Genomic DNA, 24,259 nt, shown 5'->3' with positions numbered 1-24,259 from the left:
ATGTCGAGAGCTTGAGAAACGTGCATAAAAAAATCCGATAAACAGGGTCTATCGGATTTTTACATATTGGGAGGATCGTTCAATTGATCTGCCGATTAATGCCTTAACTGATCGGCATTAGAGCCTAAGCTCTCCTTTTCTTTATCCTAAACTGCTAATTAAAGAGCAGCTTTCGCTTTTTCAACAAGCACTGCAAATGCAGATTTGTCGAATACCGCGATGTCCGCAAGGATCTTACGGTCGATCTCGATAGATGCTTTCTTAAGACCGTTGATTAAACGGCTGTAAGATAGACCATTCTGGCGAGATGCCGCATTGATACGTGCAATCCATAGTTGACGGAATTGACGTTTCTTGTTGCGACGGTCACGGTAAGCGTATTGACCAGCTTTGGTGACTGCTTGGAAAGCTACACGGTAAACACGTGAACGTGCTCCGTAGTAACCTTTAGCTTGTTTTAGAACTTTCTTATGACGTGCACGAGCTTGTACACCACGTTTTACGCGAGGCATTATGCTTCTCCTAAACTAAACGATAAATAAACTAAAAAGAATTAAGCGTATGGCAACATACGAACAACAGCAGCCACTTCACATTTAGGAAGGATTGCGTTTGGACGTAGTTGACGCTTGTTCTTAGTAGTACGCTTAGTCAAGATGTGACGTTTTGTAGCGTGCTTGAACTTAATACCACCAGCAGTTTTCTTGAAACGCTTAGCAGCACCTTTGTTGGTTTTCATCTTAGGCATGATGAATAACTCCGCATTGTAGTAGTTTAATAAACATGTAATTAGGGCGAACCAAGCCCTACCACCTTTCAACGGCAGGGTTTGATTGCTTGTTAGCCGTTAATTACTTCTTTTTAGGGGCTAGCACCATGATCATCTGACGACCTTCAATCTTCTTAGGGAAAGATTCCACTACTGCTAATTCAACAGTGTCTTCTTTCAGACGATGAAGAACGTCAACACCGATGTCTTGGTGTGCCATCTCTCGGCCACGGAAGCGAATTGTAACCTTCACTTTGTTGCCTTCTTCAAGGAAACGCGTCAGGTTGCGTAGTTTTACCTGATAGTCTCCAATATCAGTTCCAGGACGGAATTTTATTTCCTTAATCTGAACCTGTTTTTGCTTCTTCTTCTGCTCTTTAGCAGACTTGCTCTTCTCAAAGAGGAATTTACCGTAGTCCATCACACGACAGACTGGTGGCTCCGCGTTAGGGCTGATCTCGACAAGATCCATACCTGCGTCTTCAGCAGCAGTGACTGCTTCCTGAATCGATACAACACCAACTGATTCACCGTCAGCACCAGTTAAACGAACTTCACGTACGCCACGAATTTCACCGTTCAAACGGTGCGGGTTTTGTTTTACCGGCTGTTGGCCGCGTCTTCCGCCTTTAATAGCTTATTCCTCCAGATTGAGCTTACGGGTAGCGATCTCGTCTTGGATATATGAAATAAAGTCATCCAATTTAAATTTGCCGAGATCTTTACCTTTACGGGTACGTACTGCTATTTCTCCAGCTTCCATCTCTTGGTCGCCACAAACAAGCATATACGGTACACGCTTCAAAGTATGTTCGCGGATTTTAAAGCCAATCTTCTCATTTCTCAAGTCCGCTTTGGCTCTAATTCCACATTTTTGTAGTTTTTGGGCAACTTCCTGTGCGTAATCGGACTGTTTATCAGTAATATTCATGATTACTGCTTGTTCCGGTGACAGCCAAGTCGGGAAGAACCCAAAGTATTCTTCAATCAGAATACCGATAAATCTTTCTAGTGACCCCAAAATTGCTCGGTGAATCATCACCGGCACTTGGCGTTCATTATTTTCATCAACGTAAGTCGCACCGAGACGACCAGGTAAATTGAAGTCCAACTGAACCGTACCGCATTGCCAAGCGCGATCTAAGCAGTCGTGTAAGGTAAATTCAATCTTAGGGCCGTAAAACGCGCCTTCGCCTTCTTGAAGTTCGTACTGGATGTCCATGGCTTCGAGAGATTGCTGTAATGCCTCTTCTGACTGATCCCAGATTTCATCCGAACCAACACGCTTTTCAGGTCGAGTCGACAGTTTAACAACAATATTATCGAAACCAAAGGTTTGATACGTGTCGTACACCATTTTGATACAGTTGGTGACTTCTTCTTGGATTTGACTTTCCGTACAGAAAACGTGTGCATCATCTTGGGTAAATCCACGAACGCGCATTATACCATGAAGTGCGCCAGAAGGCTCGTTACGATGACATGAGCCAAATTCCGCCATACGCAATGGTAAATCACGATAAGACTTTAAGCCTTGATTAAAGATTTGAACATGCCCTGGGCAGTTCATTGGCTTGAGCGCATAGTCACGGTTTTCAGATGCGGTGGTGAACATGGCGTCTGAGTATTTGTCCCAGTGTCCTGAACGTTCCCACAATACACGGTCCATGATCAGAGGACCTTTCACTTCTTGATATTGATACTCCGTCAGTTTTTCACGAATAAACACCTCAAGATCACGGAAAATAGACCAGCCATTGTGGTGCCAGAATACCATACCCGGCGCTTCTTGTTGCATGTGGAACAAGTCGAGCTGTTTCCCTATCTTACGATGGTCACGCTTCGCCGCTTCTTCTAAACGTGTCAGGTGCGCTTTGAGCGCCTTTTTGTCATGAAAAGCCGTACCGTAAATACGTTGCAGCATCTTGTTGTCACTGTTACCACGCCAATAAGCACCGGCCACATTCAACAAGGTAAAATTCTGACAAAAACCCATATGTGGGACGTGAGGGCCACGACACATATCGATATATTCTTCATGATGATATAAGCCTGGACGGTCGTCGCGCGACACATTCTCATCCAGAATTTCAATCTTATAGGTTTCTCCACGCGCGGCAAATACATCGCGTGCTTCCTGCCAGCTGACCTTTTTCTTGATCACCTGATATTTGGTCTTAGCCAACTCTTTCATGCGCTTTTCGATCTTATCAAGATCGTCTTGCGTCAGAGAGTGCTCCAGATCGATATCGTAATAAAAACCACTATCGATGGTTGGACCAATCGCCATTTTTGCTTCGGGAAAGAGCTGCTTGATCGCATGTCCCAGCAAGTGAGCACATGAGTGACGCACAATTTCCAGACCGTCAACATCGTCTTTAGCGGTGATGATTTCAAGACTTGCGTCCTGCTCGATAGGATCACAGGCATCCACACGGTTACCGTCAACACGACCTGCAAGGGTCGCTTTCGCAAGGCCCGGACCAATAGATTGAGCCACTTCAAGCGTCGAAACTGGGTTATCAAATTGACGTTGACTGCCGTCAGGAAGAGTAATAGTAGGCATTGAACTGTCCTTCACAGTGGTGTTGCACACTAAGCAACACTTGATTTTAAAAATTTTCTTTATATAACAGTGGGTTAAATAATAGAAAAACGTAGATATACATCTTGGAACACTTTTAGGAACAAATACAGATGAACCTCTCAATGAACCAAGGGAGCATACTAAAACATTCTGACCAAAAAAGACACCGACAACTGAGCGTCACCCAAAAGCGCCATTGACAGGATTCAATTGAACCCTGTCAGGCAATGCTGAGCGACCGTTTGGCGGTACTGACGCACACTGTCCTGAAAAACAGGCTCTTGCAGGTCAGGGGCATCCACAGAGTTATCAATTTCATGTGGGCTGGGGTTGCTTTGCAAATACACAAGCAAAGCTCGCAGATAGTCCCTATTGAGGAGGCTATTGACGGCGTATACCGTCTGGCCACTACTGGTATTTTGAAAAGATGAGGTAACGTAAGCGTTAGTATTGGTATTGAGCAATTGCTGCAACTCTGGCACGTTACTCGGCCCAGACCAAATACTGTCATGCGCTGACTGAACAATGTGGTCCATGAACTGGCTATTCTCACTGGTGGTGAGATTTAGCCGACCAGAAAAGTTGACCGTGTGCCCAGTCACTCCATTGGTTTCGCCGTCCGACATCAGTGGATGATATTTGATAAAGACATTATCTTGAGAGTTGCTGGGATTAATTGCCCCTGAGGTCGTAGAGCCATACTGGGCGACATAATAAAACTCTCCAGCAGCACAGGAACGCCGCGTAACCAAAGGCGTCATAAAAAGAAATGGATCAGGATAGTAAGTCTGTACCAATGGCCCGTTAAACGCAAAGGTGTAGGCGCTCGCCCCTGAGTGCCAAGCACCTGAAGCTGGTGACGTCACTTCACCCAACTTATATAAATCGCAACCCATTAGAGAAAGGCCAATAGCGTTACAAAAATCGCTGGTATTAATGTGACCGATGTATTGATCGGTAATCGCATCGAAGGGATCTTTAATACCAAAGACCGGCAAGTCCAGAACCGTTCGACGACCATCACTCTGAGCAACACCACTGACGGTGATACTGCCCTGAGAGTTTTCATCTCTTAGATATTGGACTGTAATTTGGCATGTATCCGACGTGGCGAGTTCCGCTCCCTGACATTGATTGTTACTCACCGAAAACCCAACCGCCAAACCTGACGTTTCTGCCGTGATGTCCAACCGATCCGAACTGGTGTTCTCAACCGTTAATCGAGTTTCTCTGAGTCCATTCACATTGATGAGGGCGCGTCCCTGATTTGACGAACGATAAATTAATGTTGCGGACGAGCTAGACGGCTTAGCCGCTTCTCCACCGCCATCACCATCGTCGCCCCCACAAGCGGATAGAAATAGCGACCACAATAGTACCCATATATATTTCATCTTCATTTACCGCCCCGCCAAAATTAACCGCCAATACTAGAGCGATGTTTTTCTCGGTCAAGAAAAAATGATATTTTTTCTGAGTATTGAAGGCTCGTCACCTTGACCTGCGCATGCCCATCCAATATTTAAAATTCAACTCATTAAACAATAAATATTTTATATAAAAATAATTAATTATTTATCTAATAATTATAATTCAAGGTTGGCGTTTTTTCACTCGAAAGCAAATCAAGCGCATAGACAACAAGTTTAAAGTTTAAAGAAATCCAGTTTGATTTTCTGCTTTTCCACCAGTTTTGACAACGTCGTACTGGCACTCGCACTTTGGCTAATGGCTTCTACATTTTCGTGAACCAGCGCCGACATCGTCGCGATGTTATCGTTAATATTCTGAGTTACCTGAGACTGCTGCTCAGTCGCGGTTGCGACTTGAAGGTTGGTATCATTGATATCGGACACCGATTCCGTAATCCCCATCAATGCCTCACTGACTTGGTGTGAGTGATTATTGCTACTGGCTAACAGATCAAGGCTTATCTGCATGCGTTCGTTTGCCAAATTAGATTGGTGCTGGACATCTTCCATGATGGTTTGAATCTTAGTGGTCGATTCCTGAGTACGTCTAGCCAACATGCGAACTTCATCTGCAACCACCGCAAACCCTCGCCCAAGTTCACCGGCTCTCGCGGCTTCAATCGCGGCATTCAATGCCAATAAATTGGTTTGCTCTGAAACATTCCTTATCACCTCCACCACAATATTAATGTTCTCTGACTCTTTTTTCAGTATGAGTATCACTTCTGCGGCACTGCTGATCGACTCACTCATCTGCTGATTCGCTTGGCGACTTTGTTGAAACACGTTAAGCCCTGACTGAGCCAATTGGTCAGCTTGCCGAGCAGTGGCATCCGCTAATTGAGCATTACCACTTAGATGGTTAGAAGCACTCGTCAATTGCTCCATCGCGGTCGCGACATGTTCAATCTCCGCCAACTCTAACTGCGCATTGTTGTCGGTTTGGTCCATGACAGAAGTCAATTGTGTGGAAGCGAGAGACACTTCTTCACTTATCTGGGTGAGCGCTTTGACTGTCGAATGCAACTGGTTGACAGTTTTGTTGACATCCTGACTCAATTGCGACACTTCGTTACGCCCCTTAATGTCCAAAGACACATTAAGATCGCCCTGCGCGACATCGCTCATAACAGTACGCAGCGTCAATATCGGCTTCACAATAATGCCCGACAACCACCATGCCGCAAATAGAGAAGCGACCAACAAGGATAATACCTTGATGATTGCCAGGCGTTGCACTTCTTGATAGTTGGTCTGATTCTCTGCAATCACTATCTCTGAAAAGTGAACAATTTTTTTTGACATTTCGTTGAGTAATTGTGTCATTTCGTCGCCAGTATCACGGAACTGAATAATGAAAGTCTGGTACTGTCGCTCGCCAATAGTGCCACTTTCACGCTGCTTAGCGACGCTGACAAGTTGATCTGACAGTGCCAAATAGCGCGCTAACGTGTCACGCAGTTTCTCGATCTCATCGGCAAACGTTTTTCGCTCCATCATAATGGTGAGATACTTATCAACTTGGGCCGTCCTCTCTGCGACTTGATCCTGATAGTTTTGATGTTGCGACGGGTTATAGATAGCCTCAATACCGATCATACGCAATGGGTACACCTCATCGTCAATTTTGGATAAGGTATCTTTATAGAAAACCAAAGATTCGGTATTAACTACTGAGTTTTTCTGCACATTGGACAAATTGCCATTGGTCACCCAAAAAGAGAGCAATAATAAAATCGCTGCCAATATGACAGGGGTGAGAACCTGAGTACGAATAGACACGTTATTTAAGAACTGGGCCACGGATTTGATCTCTTGTGAGGGATAAAAAAATAATATTAACTCTGTATAGATGAAATTATTGTAATAATAAAAAATTTGGACGAATTTATAGTTAATTTATGTTTATTTACAAGGGAAGGACTGCTCATTGGAAATTCGTCAAACACCCATTTTGGAGGGTAGATGGCTGAATATAGGCAACCATTCTATCCAACATCCAAAAATCCTGTGTATCTTTAATTATCTTTGATCTTTAGGGGAGTCCATCACCACCATAGTGGTAATCGCATTAACCTGAGCACACTCACCTAACACATCAGCATGAAATTGTTTATAACTGGTTAGATCTTTAGTCTCGACCCGCAACAGATACTCGTTTGCGCCAGTGATATTGTGGCATTCAACCACTTGATCAACAAACCTAACGTGCTGTTCAAATTCGAGCTGGGCTTGCCGACGATGACTCACCAACCCAACCGACACATAAGCGATAAAACCTACCCCCATCTGGGTGCGATCCAGAACGGCTCGGTAGCCTTTAATCATTCCCCGCCGTTCAAGTTCTTGTACCCGCCGTAATGTCGCCGACGCGGATAAACCGATCCTCTCTGCAAGTTCCACATTGGCCATTTTCCCGTCACTTTTGAGCTCAAGCAATATTCTTTCGTCAAACTTATCCATAGCACCGCCTAATTGTTAATAAATGGTGGTTTGTTCGAATAAAACCACAAAATTGCGTCATTTCCCACTTACCATAGACTCTCTTGATTAGCGACTCAACCCTCAATAAAGGTCATCAGGCCAACCGACAAACCAGTATATAGGAAGCCCACCATGGAATTTGAACACCTCACTACCCTCGTTTTATTTGCCTTTGTCTCGACCTTTACTCCCGGGCCCAACAACCTGATGTTAATGACATCGGGGGCAAATGTCGGCTATAAACGCACTTTACCCCATATGTCTGGGGTCGCATTTGGTTTTGCATTTATGCTTTTACTCGTCGGTGCTGGATTAAACGGAATTTTTCAAACCTACCCAAGCGCACATCAATTTCTCAAAGCCGCCAGCCTCGCTTATTTGTTTTATCTCGCGATCAAAATTGCTTGTAGTGGTAAAGCCAACGAATGCCCAGACTTTAAACCAATGACGTTTCTTGGCGCTGCCAGCTTTCAGTGGGTCAATCCAAAAGGCTGGTCGATGGCGATAAGCGCAGTAACACTATACAGCCAAGGCGGCTGGGGCGATCTTGTCCTTATCGCAACCATCTTTCTTTTGGTCAATTTTCCCTCAGGGAGTGCTTGGATCCTTGTGGGCCGCGAATTACAACGCTGGCTAACCAGCGACGTCCGAACCCGAAGCTTCAACCTTGTGATGGCCGCACTCCTGATTGCCTCAACCCTCCCTATGCTGTAAACCAGCACCAATGTAAAGATGATCAAAGAGACTATCTTGGGCGATTAACTGCTGTTATTCTAAATGCGAAAGAGAATAATTATCGAGTAGAGCTATGAATAAACCATCACCCAAGACAGTCACGGTTCAATCCACACAAACCATTACGCCCAACATGCAGCGTATTACGCTGAGTGGGGACGGATTAGCAGAATTTCCTCATGATTGCGAAGGGGGCTACATCAAGCTTCTGTTTGATCAACAAGGTCATCCGTTACAAGAATCGATTGAAGGTCAACCGCGGCCAACGATGCGAACTTACACAATCCGTCGGTTCGATCATGAGTCCCGTGCTATCGAAGTCGACTTTGTCCGCCACCTAACGCACGATCGGCAATGTGGTTTTGCCGCACGTTGGGCCATGAATGCTAAGGTTGGTGACCAGATCGCCCTGTCAGGTCCCGGCGCGATTTCAACTCTGAATACTCAAGCTGATTGGTTTTTTATGGTCGCTGACATGACGGCCATGCCTGCATTGAGTGCTCATATTCGACACTTACCAAAAGATGCACAAGGTTACATCGTCATTCAGGTCACTGATCTTGCCGATATTCAGCCATTGGATCCGCCTGAAGACGTCAAAGTGGTTTGGTTGGATATGCATCAGTCCTTACCTGATGTTGTACGTGAGCAAACATGGCGTGCGGGAGAAGTATCAGTATGGTGTGCATGTGAATTTGATTCGATGCGTCAGCTACGCCAGTACTTTCGAAATGAAAAAGACGTCGAGCGTCACCATATCTACATCAGCAGCTACTGGAAGCAAGGCGTTGCGGAAGACGGACACAAGGTATTAAAAAAGCAAGATGCGCTTGAGAGCCTCTAAACTACAAAGGCTCACCTAATGTCATGGGCCACTAAATCTCGTAACTCAAGCCAAAGTGCAGTTTATAGTCGTCTTTCTCGGGGGTAATCCCATTTGAGGCGGCTTTGGTTTGTGACACATGCTCCCAAATCGCTTTGATACTCAAATCTAAATCCGTGACTAAATCAATATCGAAACCAAGATCATTTTCGTGGCGCATACCACCAGCATTATCACTGGCCCAGTTGAGAGTATAGGTATGGCTGAAATCAATATCTTTAGTCAGTTCATATTCAAAATTCGATTCAAGCGCCAAGGTGGTACTGCTAGTATGCGTTTCTTCCCCTTGCTCCACCGTGGTATAGTTGTTGTACTGTAAACCCGGACCCACCGACACATCCCACTCAGCATCCGCGTTAGCGATAAAGAAATAACCGATCTGCATTGCCGCATTGACTTGATAATCCAGATTCTGGAATTCATCACTTAATACCATCAAATTGACTGGCCTGAAAAAAAGTCGGTTATTTAGATAAATATCGTATGACCCACTTACCTGAGTTTTCTCAGCGGTTTTTTCACTGTTGGACTCGGAGACCTCATGACGAGCATACAGCTTACTGCGAGAGTCCACCGTATTTCGTTCCCCTTCGATTTCTCCTAGTAGAGAAAATTCCTCAGTGTTGCCTTTACTGATATCCAGACCAACAAACAGTTCTGTAGTCCAATAATCTGAGTCTTTTTCTGTTCCCCGATAAATCGATACCACATCATGGATAGGAAATGACGTTTCCAGACCATTTTTTGTCATATAAAGTTGGTTGTCCCGAATCGATAGGTAACCGTCATGAATATCGCCGTTTGCGGTTCTGATGGTGAAAAAGCCTGCGGTCTCAAGCAGAGAAATATCCTCTAGCTCAATTTCTTGATCGCCCAAATCATCACTATCAAACTCAATTTCTTGATCATAGGAGTTAGATTCCTTCTTGACCGTGCCATTTAACTCGCCTTTAAGTACTTCTCCAGATTTAAGCTGTACCCAATCATCCTTATCACCAATGATCACGGTCTGGCTCTTGAGTGGATCGGCTTTTTCTTTTGCCAACACCGTGCCGGATGGTAGCGAAAAAGCAACAATACAAAAAATCGTCAGTGAGTGTTTCATCTTTACCTTTTCTGTTGATTGGGAAAATCGGAACATAACATAAACAACCCGCACTACCCTTTTGTCAGTCGTGAGAAAAACCAATGTCAATGTTCAACTCTAAAATCATTGGATGATAAAAGAAATACAACCCATACATTAATTTGGTTAGTTTCCATAGCTCTGGAGCATCCAAAATCACACTCCCTCACTCAGGGACACACTCGCACAACAAGGTGACATCCAAGCCGATCGGTTAACAGACATCACAAGTGATCAGCATTTTTCTTGTCAATGCCCCTTTTTTGCTTTTAAATCAATTAGTATGACAGTAGCAGCGACGCTCAGACCCCTCACACTTCTATTTATCAGCTCGTTTCTGCTGATGATAAGTCATGGCCTTAGCGGTATTCTGTTACCCGTATCCCTCGCCCAAGCGAACGTCAGCGTCCAATTGATCGGGTTTATCCTATCGATGTATTCGGTCGGGTTTCTTGTTGGTGCCATTGCTGGTAAACGCATTCTGCGCAATATTGGTCTGGTCAGGACGTTTGCCATGTGCGGCAGTCTGGCCGCCAGTGCCATTCTGATCATGGGGCTCAGTTCTGAGGTTTGGCTTTGGACACTGATGCGCACCATTATGGGGTTCTGCATCGCGTGTGCCACCACCACGCTAGATACTTGGTACAGCAGTGTGTCAAGCGAGTCCAACCGCGGAAAAATTTTAGCCATAAACCAGATTGTGATTCTGAGCGCCATTACTCTTGGCCAGTTTGGCCTCGTTCTGGCACCACCTGGCGAAACATTGCTTTTTATATTGTGTGGGGTTTTGTTCAGTATCTCTGTGACGCCCGTCGTCTTTTTGTCACAGTTTGAACCTCAGATCGAACACACGGACTCGATCTCGTTGAGTTCACTCTATGGCTTATCCCCGCTGGGTTTTGCCACTTGTCTGGTATGTGGGATCCTCTACTCTACCGTCGCTAATATGATGCCTGTTTACGCAGCCGGCATAGGAATGACCGGTTTACAGCTTTCTCTGTTCATGGGCGCGGCCACCACGGGCGGCATTCTGCTTCAATGGCCGGTAGGCTATTTATCCGATAGGTTTGAACGGCGTAAAATCATTCTGGGTACCAGTTTTTTCATCGCTGTTGTCAGCTTTTTATTGCCTGTGTCGATTGAGTGGGCCATGGCCGCCATGCCATTGGTTTTGGTTGCGATCGCCCTCGGATTAATTGCTTGTCTTTACCCTTTAAGTATTTCAGAAACCTTTGACCGCTCGGTCAAAGGTCAACTTGTCCCCGTCCTTTCTGGCTTGCTGTGCCTCTACGCCATCGGTTCGATCGCCGGCCCTTACACCGCGTCAGTCCTCATGGAACATTATGACAATAGCGCTGTGTTTATTTTCCTCATGTTGACGAGCTTGAGTTTAGTCGTCTTTACCATTTACAGGATGTCCGTCAGAGACGCTTTGTCAGTCGAAGAGCAGGAAAACTTTGTTATGCACACACCAGCAACCATAAACGGCGAGCTGGATCCACGTACCGAATATCAAGAAAACTCTCCGTATGTCGAAGAAGTGCTCGGCCAAGTGGAAGCGCTGGCGACTTCTCAGCCTGCCAACGCGATAAAGTTCATTCGTCAGTTGGCAACAAAACAACCACAGTGGGCGGTGTCCATTGCAGAGCGAGCTGCACAACTTGACAATATTGATACTGTTGTGCTTTTCCGCGCACTGACATTGACTAACTCGGATCTTTCCATCGATATTGCCCGACGGCTTGCAGAATCAGACGATAATCAAATAGAAGAACTGGTCGAATGGCTGGTGGACAAGGAACCTGAAAATGCCATGTCAATTCTCGCCGTTATATCCGAATCCATGGACTGTGCGCCAGCCAAAGTGGTCGAGACTCTGGTCGAGAATGATCCCGACAAATTGGTCGAATTCAGTCAGGAGTTGGTCGCCAATTTGGTTGAAAACAGTACAAATCTAAGACCCGCCGATAGAGAAGACTATGATTTATCCGAATCAGCGGAAGAATGGCTCAATGCGGTGTCAGAAACCGCTCCAGAACAAGTGGAAGAGATCACTGAGATCTTTGAACAGTCGATTCAAGACACGGAATGTGATTCAAATTCATCCTAGGTGCTCTGCCAAAAATTCGATCAACAATCGGACTTTAGGCGATAAATGGCGATTCTGGGGATACAGTGCCCAAATACCCTCTCTTCTGGCTCTGTAATCGCACAATACTTCCACCAGTTGCCCAGAATTCAAGCCTTGCTTAACGTAATAATCTGGAAGCTGGACCAAGCCAAGGCCTCGTTTCGCCGCATCAAGCAAGGCAGAGCCTGAATTGCAATGAATTCGTCCGTTCACTCTCAAAGAGATTTCACGATGGTTCTCATCAAAACGCCAGTAATCAACAGAGCCAACTAAACACTGATGATGAGCTAACTCTGACAGAGTATGAGGTTCGCCATAGCGCGCGAGATAGTCAGGGCTTCCGCACACATAAAGCTGTCTTTCTGATAACCGTTTCGCCACTAAACTGGAATCGTCGAGTCGACCGAGACGAATGGCCACATCGATACCCATATCAATAATATCTATCTTCTGGTTGGTGAGGTTCAACTCTAAATCAACCTGCGGGTAACGCTCGAGAAATTGGTGGAGTAAAGGCGCTAAGTGGGTTTCCCCATAGGTAACTGGCGCCGTGATTTTCAGCCGTCCCCTTGGCGAAGATTGCATGTCAGTTACCGCTAATTCCGCCAACGCCAAGCCTTCAACTAAATGCTTACACTGCTGGTAATAAACCTGCCCCACTTCCGTGACGGATACTTTACGCGTGGTGCGATTGAGCAACTTGACCGCCATTCGTTCTTCTAAAGCCGATACGCGGCGACTGATTTGGGCCACCGAAGTATTAAGCTTTCTCGCCGCGGCAGTAAAAGAATGGGTTTCAACCACTGCGACAAATTCACTTACCCCATCCCAATTGGCCATACTTATCCCCCGCTTATCGCCATGGGGTGAGTCTAACATTATTACATATATGTAAAAATGATTTTCTATTTTTGGGGATTATCATACACGCCGAGAGGCGTAAAATGGCCTGATACTTAACGACTCCGCGCGACGAACAATCCTCGTCTACGCTTACGACGTCAATCTGAAGATGAGAATAAAGGAAATTGCAATGGCGCTAGATATCAAACCCGGTCAAGAGTTCATCCAATCCAAAGCCGCTGTGGCTTGGGCTGCAGGCGAACCTCTAAAAATGGAGCAGGTCGATGTTCAGCTTCCCAAAAAAGGCGAAGTGTTGGTCCGTATTGTCGCCACTGGGGTCTGCCATACTGATGCCTTCACCCTCTCTGGAGATGATCCAGAGGGCCTCTTTCCTGCCATTCTTGGCCATGAGGGCGGCGGCATTGTCGAGATGGTTGGTGAAGGCGTTACCAGCGTCGACGTCGGGGATCATGTCATTCCTCTCTATACCGCCGAATGTGGTGAATGTAAATTCTGTACCTCTGGCAAAACCAACCTGTGTCAGGCCGTGAGAGAAACTCAGGGTAAAGGTTTGATGCCGGATGGAACGACGCGCTTTTATAAAGATGGTCAGCCTATTTTCCACTACATGGGATGTTCTACGTTTTCTGAATATACGGTGCTACCGGACATTTCTCTGGCCAAAGTCAATAAAGATGCCCCACTTGAAGAAGTTTGCCTGCTTGGGTGTGGTGTGACAACAGGTATGGGGGCAGTCCTCAATACGGCAAAAGTCAAAAAAGGCGACACAGTGGCTATCTTTGGGCTTGGCGGGATTGGTCTGTCAGCGATTATCGGGGCCCGTATGGCGGGGGCGAGCCGCATCATAGGCATTGATATCAACGACAGCAAATTTGAGTTGGCCACTCAACTTGGTGCAACCGACTTAATTAACCCAAGTACGATCGACAAACCCATTCAAGATGTCATCGTCGAGATGACTGAGGGCGGCGTTGATTACTCTTTCGAATGTATTGGTAACGTCAACGTAATGCGTCAAGCGCTGGAATGCTGCCACAAAGGCTGGGGGGAATCCGTCATCATTGGTGTCGCTGGCGCTGGTCAAGAAATCGCTACTCGCCCATTTCAGTTGGTCACTGGTCGCGTCTGGCGTGGCAGCGCATTCGGCGGGGTCAAAGGTCGCTCCGAGCTGCCGGATATTGTTGAACGTTACTTAGCGGGTGAATTTGGTCTACAGGAATTTATTACCCACACGATGGGGCTCGACGAGCTCAACCACGCCTTTGACCTTATGCACCAAGGTAAGAGTATCCGCACTGTTATCCATATGGATAAGTAACGCCTCCCTTTTGCCGTTAGAACATCGCCACAAAGTCATAGTGTGGCGATTTTACCTAAGAGAATCACAATGACGTTATCGAATATCAGCCAAAACAAGGTCGCGGGGGGTTGGCATAAGCAATACACTCACGACTCTTCCACACTCAACTGCACTATGCGTTTTGCCCTTTTTCTCCCGCCAAACGCGACCCGTGAACAGCCAGTGCCTGCGCTCTACTGGCTATCAGGGTTAACGTGCACCGACGAAAATTTTATGCAAAAAGCCGGGGCATTGAACAAAGCAGCTCAGTTGGGCATCGCGATCATTGTTCCCGATACCAGCCCAAGAGGTGATCATATCCCCGATGATGAGGGCTATGATCTCGGCCAAGGCGCCGGATTTTATCTCAACGCGACCCAAGCGCCATGGTCTGGTCATTACCATATGTACGATTATATTACTCACGAGCTGCCCGCACTCATCGAAGCAAATTTCCCAGTGTCAGAGATTAAATCGATTTCGGGTCATAGTATGGGCGGACATGGGGCAATGACGATCGGTCTCAAAAATGTGTCTGCGTATAAATCGATATCGGCATTCAGCCCGATTTGCAATCCAATGCAGTGCCCTTGGGGACAAAAAGCCTTCACAGCCTATCTGGGCAGTGATTTTGAAACGTGGAAAGAATACGACAGCTGCGAATTGCTAAAACAAGCACCATCACCGCTGCCTATCTTGATCGACCAAGGCAATGCCGATAGTTTTTTAAATGAACAGTTAAAGCCTGATACGCTGATTGCTGCCGCTAAAGACACCGGCTCACCTGTTGAATTTCGAATGCAAACTGGGTATGACCACAGCTACTACTTTATTTCTAGCTTCATTGATGACCACCTAGCATTCCACGCCAAACACTTATTCAGCCTCTGAATCCACCCAGATAGGGCATTTGAGAACACAAATGCCTCTTCAAGCCCCCTGTAACGGCCTAGTTCGGCTGGCAATCGTTTAGCAAATAGGTACAATCGCCGCCTCTGTGTTAGTCTCTATGGCAAGTCTCATGCATCAGCCTCAACCTATGTTTACTCTTTTTAATGCGCCTATTGATGGATTCACTCTCCCTGACCGCTTTACGTTTCCGTTTTTCTATCAGCCCCATCCATTAAGCGAACTGGCCGCTAGAGAGCTGCAGCAGCATTTGACCACACAAAACGATTGGCAGCATGATTTTGGCCTAGAGAAGAACTCAAAGGGTATTGGCAAGATGTTTGGGGTACTGGTCGCCCGTTCACCTGAAGGGCAGGTGGGTTATTTTTCTGCCTTCTCGGGAAAAATTGCCGACCAAAATCGACTCCCACACTTTGTGCCTCCGGTGTTTGACATGCTGGCCGAGGAGAGTTTTTTTCATCAGGATTTGGCCGATATTAATGCGGTTAACCGCATGCTCACTCAGCATCAATCCAACCCTAGAGTTGCTGAGTTGTTGGAAGCGATCAACCACAACAAAAACCAGTACCAAAGCGAAGAGCAAGTCCAACGTCAAGCCATCATTCTGGCGCGTGCCTCAAGAAAAGCACAACGTCAACAAGCCAAACTGACACTCAGCGAGGCTGCGCTCAAATCACGACTTGACGAACTCGCTCAACAGAGTGTCGCAGAAAAAAATGCCCTAAAAAGCCTCAAGTCGGATTGGGACTCAAAAATGAGTGTATTACAAACAGAGTTTGACCAACTTAGCGGCGACATTGAACGTTTAAAGCGGCAACGCAAAGCGTTATCCAATACATTGCAACACAAGCTGTTTGAGCAGTATCGATTCCTTAATATTCTTGGCGAACAACAGTCTCTCAATGCTATTTTTAAATCCACCACCTCGCCAGTTCCTCCAGCAGGTGCCGGTGAATGCGCGGCCCCAAAATTACTCCATTTTGCTTTTAAACACGGTTTTCAGCCGCTGGCGCTCGCCGAGTTTTGGTGGGGATGCTCACCCAGATCAGAAATCCGCCAACATGGTCAGTTTTATCCCTCTTGTCATAGTAAATGCCAACCCATTCTTGGCCATATGTTAAAAGGCATGGCTGTGGATGAAAATCCTCTTGAATCAGGTTGGGCCTTAGATAAAGAACTGGACATTGTCTTTGAAGATCACGCCATCGTTGTCGTCAATAAGCCCGCTGGGCTCCTTTCCGTTCCGGGTAAGACCATTAAAGACTCTGCCTATACTCGATTACAACAACGTTACCCAGAAGCGGAAGGCCCATTTGTTGTGCATCGGCTTGATATGGCGACATCCGGCTTGCTGATATTTGCCTTGACCCGAAGCGCCAACAAGCACCTACAGCAGCAGTTTATTTCACGTTCGGTCCAAAAAAGATATGTGGCTTTACTCGATGGCGAAATTACGCAAGCCAGTGGTCATATTCACCTGCCTATGCGCGGGGACCCCGACGATCGACCGCGTCAACTGGTGTGTGACCAACATGGGAAACCCGCACTGACGTATTGGGAGAAAATAGACACTGTTCAAGGGCAATCCATGTTGTATCTCTATCCCAAAACGGGACGTACTCACCAGCTACGCGTTCACTGCGCCCACCACTTGGGGCTAAATACCGCGATCCTGGGTGATGGACTTTACGGCATACGGGGCCAAAGGTTGCACTTACACGCCGAGCGACTCGAGTTTGAGCACCCTTACAGTAAACACATACTGGTCTTCGAGGCACCTGTCGATTTTTAGTTGGTCTTGCCACCGAGTACACCGAGTGTCTGACGTTCAGAAGTCATAACGGGTGGTGATATTTTTTATCAACGACTATTCTTTTACTGAATCCATCAGCCTGTAAAAGGAACACATAATGCGTAGACTCATCCACACTTTGCTATGCTTTACCGCTTCGTTTGTATTTGCCGCTTTCGCTCAGGCCAACACCGTTAAACTCGCCAATGGCGAATGGGCTCCCTACCAATCAAAATCGCTCAAAAATGGCGGTTTTATTACCCAGATAGTCAGAGAAGCCTTTGAAGCTGAAGGCTATCAGGTCGAATTTACGTATATGCCGTGGAAACGCGGATTTGAAGATTCCAAAGTGGGTAAGTTTGATGGCTCACTTATCTGGAGTAAAAACCCCGAGCGACAACAGTTTTTCCATTACACCAACACCGTCATTACACTCAGCACCGCATTGTTTCAACAAAAAGCGCGACCAGTCACCTGGAGTAGCGAAGAAGATCTGGCACAGTTTAAAATTGGTGGCGTGACTGGATACGCCTATGGAATAGAGCAATTAGAGAATTCCGGAAAGTTAACTATACAGCGTATTGCCAGTGCGGAAAACAACTACAAAAAGCTCAGTGCGGGTAGACTGGATATCGTCCTTGAAGATATGGACGTCGGCATGGAAACCATCACAAATTTAAAACTCACCGATAAATTGGAACCCAACCCAAAAACCTTAACAACCCGCGAGTACTTCGTGATTATTTCCAAAAAGTCACCACGTGCTCAAGAGTTGACCGATGCCTTTAATCGTGGATTAGCCAAGCTGGAAGCAGAAGGAAAACTGGATGCGTACCGCCAAGCGTCTATTGAGGGAAAATACAAAAAATAAGTAAGTTGGGGTGGTATCCACCCCTTCATAACCTTGACCCGATCTTTACTGATGTCAGTTGCCCCAAATCCTATTGACAAACTCCGGATGGTCAATATAGGGATTACGGTTTTTCTGGAACTGATACACAGCGTTATTTCGATCCCGCTCCTTTTGGTCGACCGGATCATTGGCATGCCAACGCTTGAGCATCGCCAGTACCCAAGGCTCAAATACCGACGTATTATTGCCATTGAGAACGGCATTGGCATTGCTAGAGTTGGCTTCCCAGTGAGCGATACCATTTTCATAGCGGGTCGCCATATAGAAATAAGCTCGAGCAAGATCGCCCTTATAAGCATCAATCGGCTCAAATACTTTCCCAGAATACCCTAGGCCAATCGCAGCTTGACCCACTTTCGAGCCATTTGAAGACACATAAGTCGTCGAACCCACTTCACCATACGGCCAATTACCGCGCATGCCATTCACATACCCATCAGTGGCAAAAATATGATGGCCATCTGAGTTCATTGGCTCTATTTTTCCACCAAACCAGCTCTTGGGAAAGGAATGTTCACGATTATAACACTCTCCCTCACGACGATATTGGCCACATTGGTCTAACACTTTTGTGTAGTTAAACGCCTCTTGGCCACTGATACGCTCTGAGTAGATGTCCAAAATGGTGCCGTCTTTTTCGTAGTAACGGTCAATGTCGGCGGACTTGGTCAGATTCCACAACGCAGAGTACCCTTGAGAATCATGGTCTTTAATAATGTTATATAAGGCCGTTTTTAGAGCGTAACCTTGTTGCCCTTGCGCAGGTAGGTAATACCCACTTGGCGTCGTCGGATCATCTCCGCTCAAAGTGAATTCGTGGCGCGAGACGTAACCAAATGTGCTTCCCTGTAGCAATACTTTACCATTGTTACTGACTTGATAAGCCCCCTTGCCCATATCACAACAGAGCCCATCACCGTAGGCGTCATTAATTTCAAAGACGTAGCGGCCGGATGAGGCACACACATTGTTCATATAACGGGTGTTGCTCGCGTAACCCATTCCAGAAGAAACGGCTTGCTGACTGCCGTTGGTCAATATCCAGCTGGTTTCATTACCATAGTTGTCTGTTAATATTTCAACGGTCAACGTGTTCTCAGAACAATTCAGTGGCGCGGTGGTATTATTTCTCTCTGCGGCCAAAGCCGCTAGGGGAATACAAGTAAACAACGCGACTAACACACGCTTATTCAGTAGGTCATTCATTTCACGTCCTTTGTTATCATTGTTATGTGACTGACACTCTCATTCACTGAATAAATAAACACGAATTTATTCTCCATATCAATAAATACAAAAAACTTAAGAAAAAGTTAATACATTTTTCTAGATCCATCCCCTTCTTACTGACGCTATCCAACATCAGCATTGTCGGCTTGGAAGACGCTTTTTGAGCGCAACACACTGACAAAAAATAGACAAAAATACTCATGCATATGACGGTGATTTCCGTTATACATGCACATTGATCACTTATTCACTATTGAACAGAGCACACTATGAAAATGCGTTTCTTACCCTTGCTATTCCTTATTTCTTCTAGCGCTTACGCCGCAAACCATCAAGTTGGTGTTGGGATTGGCTACGGTGGCACTGAAGGGCCAAATGATTGGGATGACTCAGGCTTCGCGGGAAAAATTGATTATTCTTACCAATTTCATCCTAATTTCGCTACCGAGCTTGGTTATGCTGCCGTGGATGGTATGACTAACGATATTATTTCCACCGCCTTTGGCCAAACCAAACAGCAAGTGAAGTACTCCACAGGTTACCTCGGTCTCAAAGCCAGTCTTTCTCCTATTCCATTTTTCAATATCTATGCGCTGGGTGGGGCCAACTATTCAAACGTTGAGAAAACCTTTACCCCAACAGGTCAGGCAGAGAGAACCGAGTCTCACAAGGGCTTTAACCCCTATTATGGACTTGGGGCTGAGGTTGTTGCCTTCAGCACGGTCGGCTTCAATCTCGAATACCGTAAATTTGTCTTAGCCGACAATTTCGAATCCGATGTGTTCTTTGCTGGGCTGAACCTTAAGTTTTAGCGTACCTTTTCTGCTGACCTCTTTTGCCGTCAAGCCCCGCCCTGTTTTTACGTCTCGCAGGCTAAGACAGGCATCGTACCATTAAGACCTTGTCCCCAATCATTATAAAACTTGAGAATTCAGGCCGTTCTGCCTATAACATGAGTTGGTGGGGTATGTTGGGGACATGAATGAAATTGTTGTGTTACGCGCTCTTAATCGCATTTTGCACTTCTTCAATGGCAGAACGATTGATCATTAATACCGAAGAGTATGCCCCGCTTAGCTACACCGAGGAGGGCATACTTAAGGGTATTGCCACAGAGCAGGTCGAGAGAATTATGCTGAGAGCCGGCGTCGCGTTTGAAATGAAAGTCTACCCATGGGCAAGAGCCTATCACAAAGCCTTAACCGAAAAAAACACTTGCGTATTCACCACCTCCCATACCCCTGAACGAAGCCAATCTTTTAAATGGGTCGAACCTCTATCGCTCAACATGTCGGTGTTAGTTAAGTTGAAAAGTCGCTCCTATCAATTGTCATCACTGAATGAAGCAAAGCACCTTCGAATCGGGGTTCAAAACGAGGATGTGGCAAGCGTCTATCTCAAAAATAACGGTTTTAGTCGTTTAGACAGGGCCTCCGATGCGGATAAGTCCGTGCTCAAACTCAAAGCTAATCGTGTTGATTTGGTGGCCATGGCTGAATCTCGATATCTGGCTATGGTAGAAACAGGCCAGCCCATCGAAAAAGTGATGGATATCTTTGCGATAAAAATGGGATTGGCGTGCAACCCATCGGTCAGAGACCCGATCATTGACCGTCTTCAATACCAGCTCGATTTACTGATCGCCGATGGCACACAGCAAGCAATTACCAAACAGTATCAACCTAAACCTTAGTGGCCGCACTAAGAGAATTAGGGGTATCACAGGCGAGTGGGGTCAGTAAACGCAGCTCGGTGGACACTCACAAACCCTTTTGCATGCGGTTATTGATGAATTAGAATGACAGTATCTCGCACTCTCAAGAGTCAACACAATGCATGTGCTTCACCTCAAAGCCCTACTTCTTGCAATTGAAAAAGGGTCTATTTCGGCGGCTGCGCGAAGTTTGGGTAAGAAACAATCGCAGGTGAGTCAATGGATATCGGATCTTGAAGTCGATCTCGGCGTCAAACTGTTCGACCGAACCGGTAATAAAAGCCAACTTAGCAAGCAGGGACAACAACTGCTGCCATCTCTCATCCATACTTTAGCTCAACTGGATAAGCTGACCAATAAAGCCTCTGCTTTAAGTCAAGGAGAGCCCATTGCTCTACGGATTGGCATCGAGCACTACATTCCTGAAAGCGCAATAATGGCCCCAATATCGAATATCCTTCAATTTCACCATAGCGGTATCGAAATCTATCGCGGGGAGCAAAGGGAGCTCCGTCATGATTTAGTCAATGGAGTCACAGACCTCATCATTCAAAATGAATCAGGCGCTCTCCATCAAACCAACATTGAGTATGCCAAACTGGGGTATTATCGAGAAGGGATCGTGTGCAGTCCGTCGCTCTTACTCGCTTCACATCAGCCGATTCTGATCGATACGCTTTGTCAGTACAGGGAACTCATTTGGGGCAAACCAAGCGAAGAGCAAGGAGAAGGGTATAGCCCTGATTATGCCATCATTGACGATCTCACCATGCTGATAACCTTACTTGAAAGAGGCGCCGGTTTCGCCTTTTTGCCCCTTGCGAATATCGAACACGCATTAAATCGTGGGGCATTAATACACCTTAACACCCAGTTTGAGCAAAGCCATATCCCTCGCAGAGTAGAGCTGTGCTGGCGCGCAGGCTTCCCCCTTTCAGAGGTTGGCAGAAAAACCCTTCTTTCCCTGAAACAACACCACCAGTTTCTGCCTTGACTAATCACAAAGCAGTAACGCATCCCACCAGTCGTACACATACAACGCCAGATAAATAGGCACCAATGCCCACAGCAGTGGGTCGTCACGAATGCTGTCTGTTGTGCCTATGGTCACCACCGCCAACATCATTAATTGAGAGACACCAACCAATAACATCAACTTGGTGATATGGGCCAAATAGCGATGGCTCCATCGGTCAATATCGGTTTTTTGGTAAGTCGCTTCAAACACCCCGACAATCGCCGCGGCCATCAATAGACCCACCACAGCGAGAATTGACGACTGATTACTCTTATCCATCTCTTGCATCGCATCCAGCGTCAACCAATACAACATCGGCACTAAAACCAATAAGATGAAAACCTGTTTGAAGGCCACTTCTACCATAAACTTTATTTTCATTGCTGCTACCTTGCCACCCCTGCTCGCCTAGGCCCGCTAAATCTTGTCCACATCAAAAACGACTTTCCCTTTGAGGATAGTCATCCAGAGTGTGGTCGTTTTGATCGCTTCCGGTGTTAGCTGAGTGATATCTTGAGACAAGATCGCAAAATCCGCCGATTTCCCGACCTCTATTGATCCGGTTTCCTCATCCATCCCCAGACTCACAGCAGCGTTAATGGTATAAGCATCAATGGCGGACTCAACACTCGGTAATCCCGTTTTGCCCATAATGAGACTATTGGCGATCCCGACCAGCGGATTAATGTTATGCACGTTCCAATCACTGCTCAAAGAAACATTCGCCCCGGTATTAAACATCTTTCGTAAGTTCATCAAGGCACGGGTGCGTTTCGCGCCCAAAAACGCTTGCGCCCATTGGTGATCATGATAAGCAACGTAGTCCGAACCTACCTGAAAGTCAGCACTGACATTCAATTTCACGAAACGTTTGAGGTCATCGGAATTGACCAATTCGACGTGTGTTAAGGTGTAATCTTTATTTCCGCTCCGCTCTCTCATCGCTTCTATGGCATCAAGTGATTCGCGAATCGCACCATCACCAATCGCATGAATATGGGCACCATAACCGATGCTATCCAGAGCGGTCAGCCAGCTTTCCATCGCCTTCGGTGGGATATAGTTAATACCATAAGGTTCATCAGGGAGGTAAGTCTCCAAGTAAGGCGCGAGCGTTTTCGCTGTTCCGTTGACTAAGATGCCATCACTGTACATTTTCACCTGATCCACCAACAATAAGCGCGAAGTATCCGTGGAAAATATCTCTTTGAGGAAGGACAATTGAGGCGCCATCGCATCTGTGGGGTAGATCCATGGTCTGAGTGAAACTCGTGCTGTTAAATCCCCCCGCTTTTCCGCTTCTTTCCAAACGTCATACCAGCCTCTCTTCCAATACAATCGTCCATCACCAATCGTGGTAATTCCATGCGCTCTTGCTTCCTCTAAGCCTGCCATCAAGCCTTCATAACTTTGGTCAAATTGTTCTTCAAGGCTGTTCCAAGCCATCTCCATAACAAGATCACCAGCGTTATCCATCAAGAGACCATTGAGCTCTCCGGTATAGGGGTCTTTGAGTATCTTTCCACCCTGTGGCTCTGAAGAGGTTTTACTGATCCCTGCTTGTTTTAAGGCCACTGAGTTCACCCACATTGAATGGGATGTTTGCTCCATAATAATCACTGGTTGATCCGGGAATACCGAATCAATCACCTCCAGCGGCGTGGTTTTGTTCTCTTCGGCCAAAACGGCTTCGATTGAAAACCCATATCCCATCACCCAATCACCTTGACGGGCTTCTTTTTTGCAGGCTTTAAGGTAAGCGACCTGACCTTCCACTCCCTCATCCATACTCAGCTCGCATTGGCCACCCACTTGCGATGCCGCTTCGAAAACATGGTTGTGATTGTCGATAAAGCCCGGCGCAACATACGCCCCTTCAAGGTCAATAACGTCGGTCATGGAATTTGAGTAATTTTTTACATCTGCGGCCATACCCACATAAATAATACGCCCCTTCGCGACGGCAATTGAGTCAGCGGCTGGGTTACCGTATATAGTGGCATTGGTGAGCACCATATCCGCATAGTTTGAAGGTTTTGCCTCGGCAATCATGGCTAAACTTGCCAGCACAATGAGCGGGTAAGCATGTTTCATCGACCTGTTTCCTTTTGATTGTTGCCCCACCGTGTCAGAGTATAGGGTGAGTCTGGAAATACAGCCTAACAAGTGATTGGAAACAGTGGAAAATAGTCACTATCAGAGATTTCGGATAGCCCATGAGTGGGGCCTTATTATCCACTCATACAGACTCGTTACTGCTCGCCCTTAGCGCCAAGACTCTACACTAAACGAC

At 46.3% G+C, this 24,259-nt stretch carries 21 protein-coding genes and 1 pseudogene; 10 read left to right on the top strand and 12 right to left on the bottom strand.

Features of this window, described 5'->3' with window-relative positions:
• Positions 1-158: 158 nt before the first annotated feature.
• The 7 genes from rplT to HLM86_RS09105 form a co-directional block, all read right to left on the bottom strand.
• Complete coding sequence (gene rplT / locus HLM86_RS09135) at positions 159-512, bottom strand: 50S ribosomal protein L20 (protein ID WP_076590126.1); 354 nt, start codon at positions 510-512, stop codon at positions 159-161.
• Between the two features lie 41 nt (positions 513-553).
• Positions 554-748, bottom strand: a complete 195-nt coding sequence (rpmI, locus tag HLM86_RS09130) for a 50S ribosomal protein L35 (protein WP_076590127.1) — start codon at positions 746-748, stop codon at positions 554-556.
• A gap of 103 nt (positions 749-851) precedes the next feature.
• On the bottom strand, positions 852-1,403 hold the full coding sequence (gene infC, locus HLM86_RS09125; RefSeq protein ID WP_076590128.1) for a translation initiation factor IF-3: 552 nt from the start codon (positions 1,401-1,403) through the stop codon (positions 852-854).
• Positions 1,404-1,406: 3 nt separating this feature from the next.
• The gene (thrS, locus tag HLM86_RS09120; RefSeq protein WP_170882639.1) at positions 1,407-3,335 is read right to left on the bottom strand and encodes a threonine--tRNA ligase; all 1,929 of its coding nucleotides are present in this window, start codon (positions 3,333-3,335) and stop codon (positions 1,407-1,409) included.
• 227 nt (positions 3,336-3,562) lie between these two features.
• On the bottom strand, positions 3,563-4,756 hold the full coding sequence (locus HLM86_RS09115) for a hypothetical protein (RefSeq protein WP_076590130.1): 1,194 nt from the start codon (positions 4,754-4,756) through the stop codon (positions 3,563-3,565).
• A gap of 246 nt (positions 4,757-5,002) precedes the next feature.
• Positions 5,003-6,631 carry a methyl-accepting chemotaxis protein gene (locus HLM86_RS09110; protein ID WP_170882638.1) on the bottom strand — a complete coding sequence of 543 codons (1,629 nt, stop codon included), beginning with the start codon at positions 6,629-6,631 and terminating at the stop codon, positions 5,003-5,005.
• Positions 6,632-6,850: 219 nt separating this feature from the next.
• Positions 6,851-7,291 (bottom strand): Lrp/AsnC family transcriptional regulator, encoded by a 441-nt coding sequence (locus HLM86_RS09105; protein ID WP_076590132.1) that lies wholly within the window; start codon positions 7,289-7,291, stop codon positions 6,851-6,853.
• Positions 7,292-7,444: 153 nt separating this feature from the next.
• Here HLM86_RS09105 and HLM86_RS09100 point away from each other — a divergent pair, with 153 nt between their 5' ends.
• Both HLM86_RS09100 and HLM86_RS09095 read left to right on the top strand, forming a co-directional pair.
• Positions 7,445-8,026 (top strand): LysE family translocator, encoded by a 582-nt coding sequence (locus HLM86_RS09100; protein WP_076590133.1) that lies wholly within the window; start codon positions 7,445-7,447, stop codon positions 8,024-8,026.
• Between the two features lie 94 nt (positions 8,027-8,120).
• Positions 8,121-8,891: a siderophore-interacting protein gene (locus HLM86_RS09095; protein ID WP_076590134.1), complete on the top strand. Its 771-nt coding sequence runs from the start codon at positions 8,121-8,123 to the stop codon at positions 8,889-8,891.
• A gap of 31 nt (positions 8,892-8,922) precedes the next feature.
• Here HLM86_RS09095 and HLM86_RS09090 read toward each other — a convergent pair whose 3' ends face one another.
• Entirely contained in the window at positions 8,923-10,035 is a 1,113-nt protein-coding gene (locus tag HLM86_RS09090; RefSeq protein ID WP_076590135.1) for a DUF481 domain-containing protein, read from the bottom strand.
• Positions 10,036-10,339: 304 nt separating this feature from the next.
• Between HLM86_RS09090 and HLM86_RS09085 the strand changes: the two genes are divergently transcribed.
• Positions 10,340-12,166, top strand: a complete 1,827-nt coding sequence (locus HLM86_RS09085; RefSeq protein ID WP_170882637.1) for an MFS transporter — start codon at positions 10,340-10,342, stop codon at positions 12,164-12,166.
• Here the strand turns inward: HLM86_RS09085 and HLM86_RS09080 are convergent.
• Positions 12,158-13,027, bottom strand: a complete 870-nt coding sequence (locus tag HLM86_RS09080) for a LysR family transcriptional regulator (protein WP_170882636.1) — start codon at positions 13,025-13,027, stop codon at positions 12,158-12,160. The genes HLM86_RS09085 and HLM86_RS09080 overlap by 9 nt on opposite strands.
• Before the next feature lie 193 nt (positions 13,028-13,220).
• Here HLM86_RS09080 and HLM86_RS09075 point away from each other — a divergent pair, with 193 nt between their 5' ends.
• From HLM86_RS09075 to HLM86_RS09060, 4 genes are all read left to right on the top strand, one after another.
• Positions 13,221-14,369, top strand: coding sequence for an S-(hydroxymethyl)glutathione dehydrogenase/class III alcohol dehydrogenase (locus HLM86_RS09075; RefSeq protein WP_076590138.1), 1,149 nt, complete (start codon positions 13,221-13,223; stop codon positions 14,367-14,369).
• Positions 14,370-14,438: 69 nt separating this feature from the next.
• A complete protein-coding gene (gene fghA / locus HLM86_RS09070) occupies positions 14,439-15,281 on the top strand; it encodes an S-formylglutathione hydrolase (RefSeq protein ID WP_076590139.1) in 843 nt (280 codons plus the stop codon).
• A gap of 130 nt (positions 15,282-15,411) precedes the next feature.
• Complete coding sequence (locus HLM86_RS09065) at positions 15,412-17,091, top strand: RluA family pseudouridine synthase (RefSeq protein WP_170882635.1); 1,680 nt, start codon at positions 15,412-15,414, stop codon at positions 17,089-17,091.
• 118 nt (positions 17,092-17,209) lie between these two features.
• Positions 17,210-17,962, top strand: a complete 753-nt coding sequence (locus HLM86_RS09060) for a substrate-binding periplasmic protein (RefSeq protein ID WP_076590141.1) — start codon at positions 17,210-17,212, stop codon at positions 17,960-17,962.
• Positions 17,963-18,016: 54 nt separating this feature from the next.
• On the opposite strand, the pseudogene HLM86_RS09055 reads toward HLM86_RS09060, so the two are convergent.
• Positions 18,017-19,123 (bottom strand): annotated as a pseudogene (locus HLM86_RS09055) (HNH endonuclease signature motif containing protein); the annotation flags it as partial.
• Positions 19,124-19,503: 380 nt separating this feature from the next.
• Here HLM86_RS09055 and HLM86_RS09050 point away from each other — a divergent pair.
• The 3 genes from HLM86_RS09050 (at position 19,504) to HLM86_RS09040 (ending at position 21,942) form a co-directional block, all read left to right on the top strand.
• Positions 19,504-20,046: an outer membrane beta-barrel protein gene (locus HLM86_RS09050; RefSeq protein ID WP_076590143.1), complete on the top strand. Its 543-nt coding sequence runs from the start codon at positions 19,504-19,506 to the stop codon at positions 20,044-20,046.
• 170 nt (positions 20,047-20,216) lie between these two features.
• On the top strand, positions 20,217-20,927 hold the full coding sequence (locus tag HLM86_RS09045) for a substrate-binding periplasmic protein (RefSeq protein ID WP_076590144.1): 711 nt from the start codon (positions 20,217-20,219) through the stop codon (positions 20,925-20,927).
• A 139-nt stretch (positions 20,928-21,066) separates the two neighbouring features.
• Positions 21,067-21,942 (top strand): LysR family transcriptional regulator, encoded by an 876-nt coding sequence (locus HLM86_RS09040; protein ID WP_076590145.1) that lies wholly within the window; start codon positions 21,067-21,069, stop codon positions 21,940-21,942.
• On the opposite strand, the gene HLM86_RS09035 is transcribed toward HLM86_RS09040, so the two are convergent.
• Both HLM86_RS09035 and HLM86_RS09030 read right to left on the bottom strand, forming a co-directional pair.
• Complete coding sequence (locus HLM86_RS09035) at positions 21,943-22,347, bottom strand: hypothetical protein (protein WP_245798251.1); 405 nt, start codon at positions 22,345-22,347, stop codon at positions 21,943-21,945.
• 36 nt (positions 22,348-22,383) lie between these two features.
• Entirely contained in the window at positions 22,384-24,060 is a 1,677-nt protein-coding gene (locus tag HLM86_RS09030; protein WP_170882634.1) for an amidohydrolase, read from the bottom strand.
• Positions 24,061-24,259: the final 199 nt, after the last annotated feature.

The organism is Vibrio ostreicida (assembly GCF_013074385.2).
GTDB classification, from domain to species: Bacteria; Pseudomonadota; Gammaproteobacteria; order Enterobacterales; family Vibrionaceae; genus Vibrio; species Vibrio ostreicida.
Note: the sequence above shows the minus strand (reverse complement) of the source record. Positions and strands in the feature narration are given on the sequence as shown.

What these genes read in the sequence shown, in the direction of transcription:
- rplT (WP_076590126.1), bottom strand. Translation starts at nt 512, where the DNA reads ATGCCTCGCGTAAAACGTGGTGTACAAGCTCGTGCACGTCATAAGAAA.
- rpmI (WP_076590127.1), bottom strand. Translation starts at nt 748, where the DNA reads ATGCCTAAGATGAAAACCAACAAAGGTGCTGCTAAGCGTTTCAAGAAA.
- thrS (WP_170882639.1), bottom strand. Translation starts at nt 3,335, where the DNA reads ATGCCTACTATTACTCTTCCTGACGGCAGTCAACGTCAATTTGATAAC.
- HLM86_RS09115 (WP_076590130.1), bottom strand. Translation starts at nt 4,756, where the DNA reads ATGAAGATGAAATATATATGGGTACTATTGTGGTCGCTATTTCTATCC.
- HLM86_RS09105 (WP_076590132.1), bottom strand. Translation starts at nt 7,291, where the DNA reads ATGGATAAGTTTGACGAAAGAATATTGCTTGAGCTCAAAAGTGACGGG.
- HLM86_RS09100 (WP_076590133.1), top strand. Translation starts at nt 7,445, where the DNA reads ATGGAATTTGAACACCTCACTACCCTCGTTTTATTTGCCTTTGTCTCG.
- HLM86_RS09095 (WP_076590134.1), top strand. Translation starts at nt 8,121, where the DNA reads ATGAATAAACCATCACCCAAGACAGTCACGGTTCAATCCACACAAACC.
- HLM86_RS09090 (WP_076590135.1), bottom strand. Translation starts at nt 10,035, where the DNA reads ATGAAACACTCACTGACGATTTTTTGTATTGTTGCTTTTTCGCTACCA.
- HLM86_RS09085 (WP_170882637.1), top strand. Translation starts at nt 10,340, where the DNA reads ATGACAGTAGCAGCGACGCTCAGACCCCTCACACTTCTATTTATCAGC.
- HLM86_RS09080 (WP_170882636.1), bottom strand. Translation starts at nt 13,027, where the DNA reads ATGGCCAATTGGGATGGGGTAAGTGAATTTGTCGCAGTGGTTGAAACC.
- HLM86_RS09075 (WP_076590138.1), top strand. Translation starts at nt 13,221, where the DNA reads ATGGCGCTAGATATCAAACCCGGTCAAGAGTTCATCCAATCCAAAGCC.
- fghA (WP_076590139.1), top strand. Translation starts at nt 14,439, where the DNA reads ATGACGTTATCGAATATCAGCCAAAACAAGGTCGCGGGGGGTTGGCAT.
- HLM86_RS09065 (WP_170882635.1), top strand. Translation starts at nt 15,412, where the DNA reads ATGCATCAGCCTCAACCTATGTTTACTCTTTTTAATGCGCCTATTGAT.
- HLM86_RS09060 (WP_076590141.1), top strand. Translation starts at nt 17,210, where the DNA reads ATGCGTAGACTCATCCACACTTTGCTATGCTTTACCGCTTCGTTTGTA.
- HLM86_RS09050 (WP_076590143.1), top strand. Translation starts at nt 19,504, where the DNA reads ATGAAAATGCGTTTCTTACCCTTGCTATTCCTTATTTCTTCTAGCGCT.
- HLM86_RS09045 (WP_076590144.1), top strand. Translation starts at nt 20,217, where the DNA reads ATGAAATTGTTGTGTTACGCGCTCTTAATCGCATTTTGCACTTCTTCA.
- HLM86_RS09040 (WP_076590145.1), top strand. Translation starts at nt 21,067, where the DNA reads ATGCATGTGCTTCACCTCAAAGCCCTACTTCTTGCAATTGAAAAAGGG.
- HLM86_RS09035 (WP_245798251.1), bottom strand. Translation starts at nt 22,347, where the DNA reads ATGAAAATAAAGTTTATGGTAGAAGTGGCCTTCAAACAGGTTTTCATC.
- HLM86_RS09030 (WP_170882634.1), bottom strand. Translation starts at nt 24,060, where the DNA reads ATGAAACATGCTTACCCGCTCATTGTGCTGGCAAGTTTAGCCATGATT.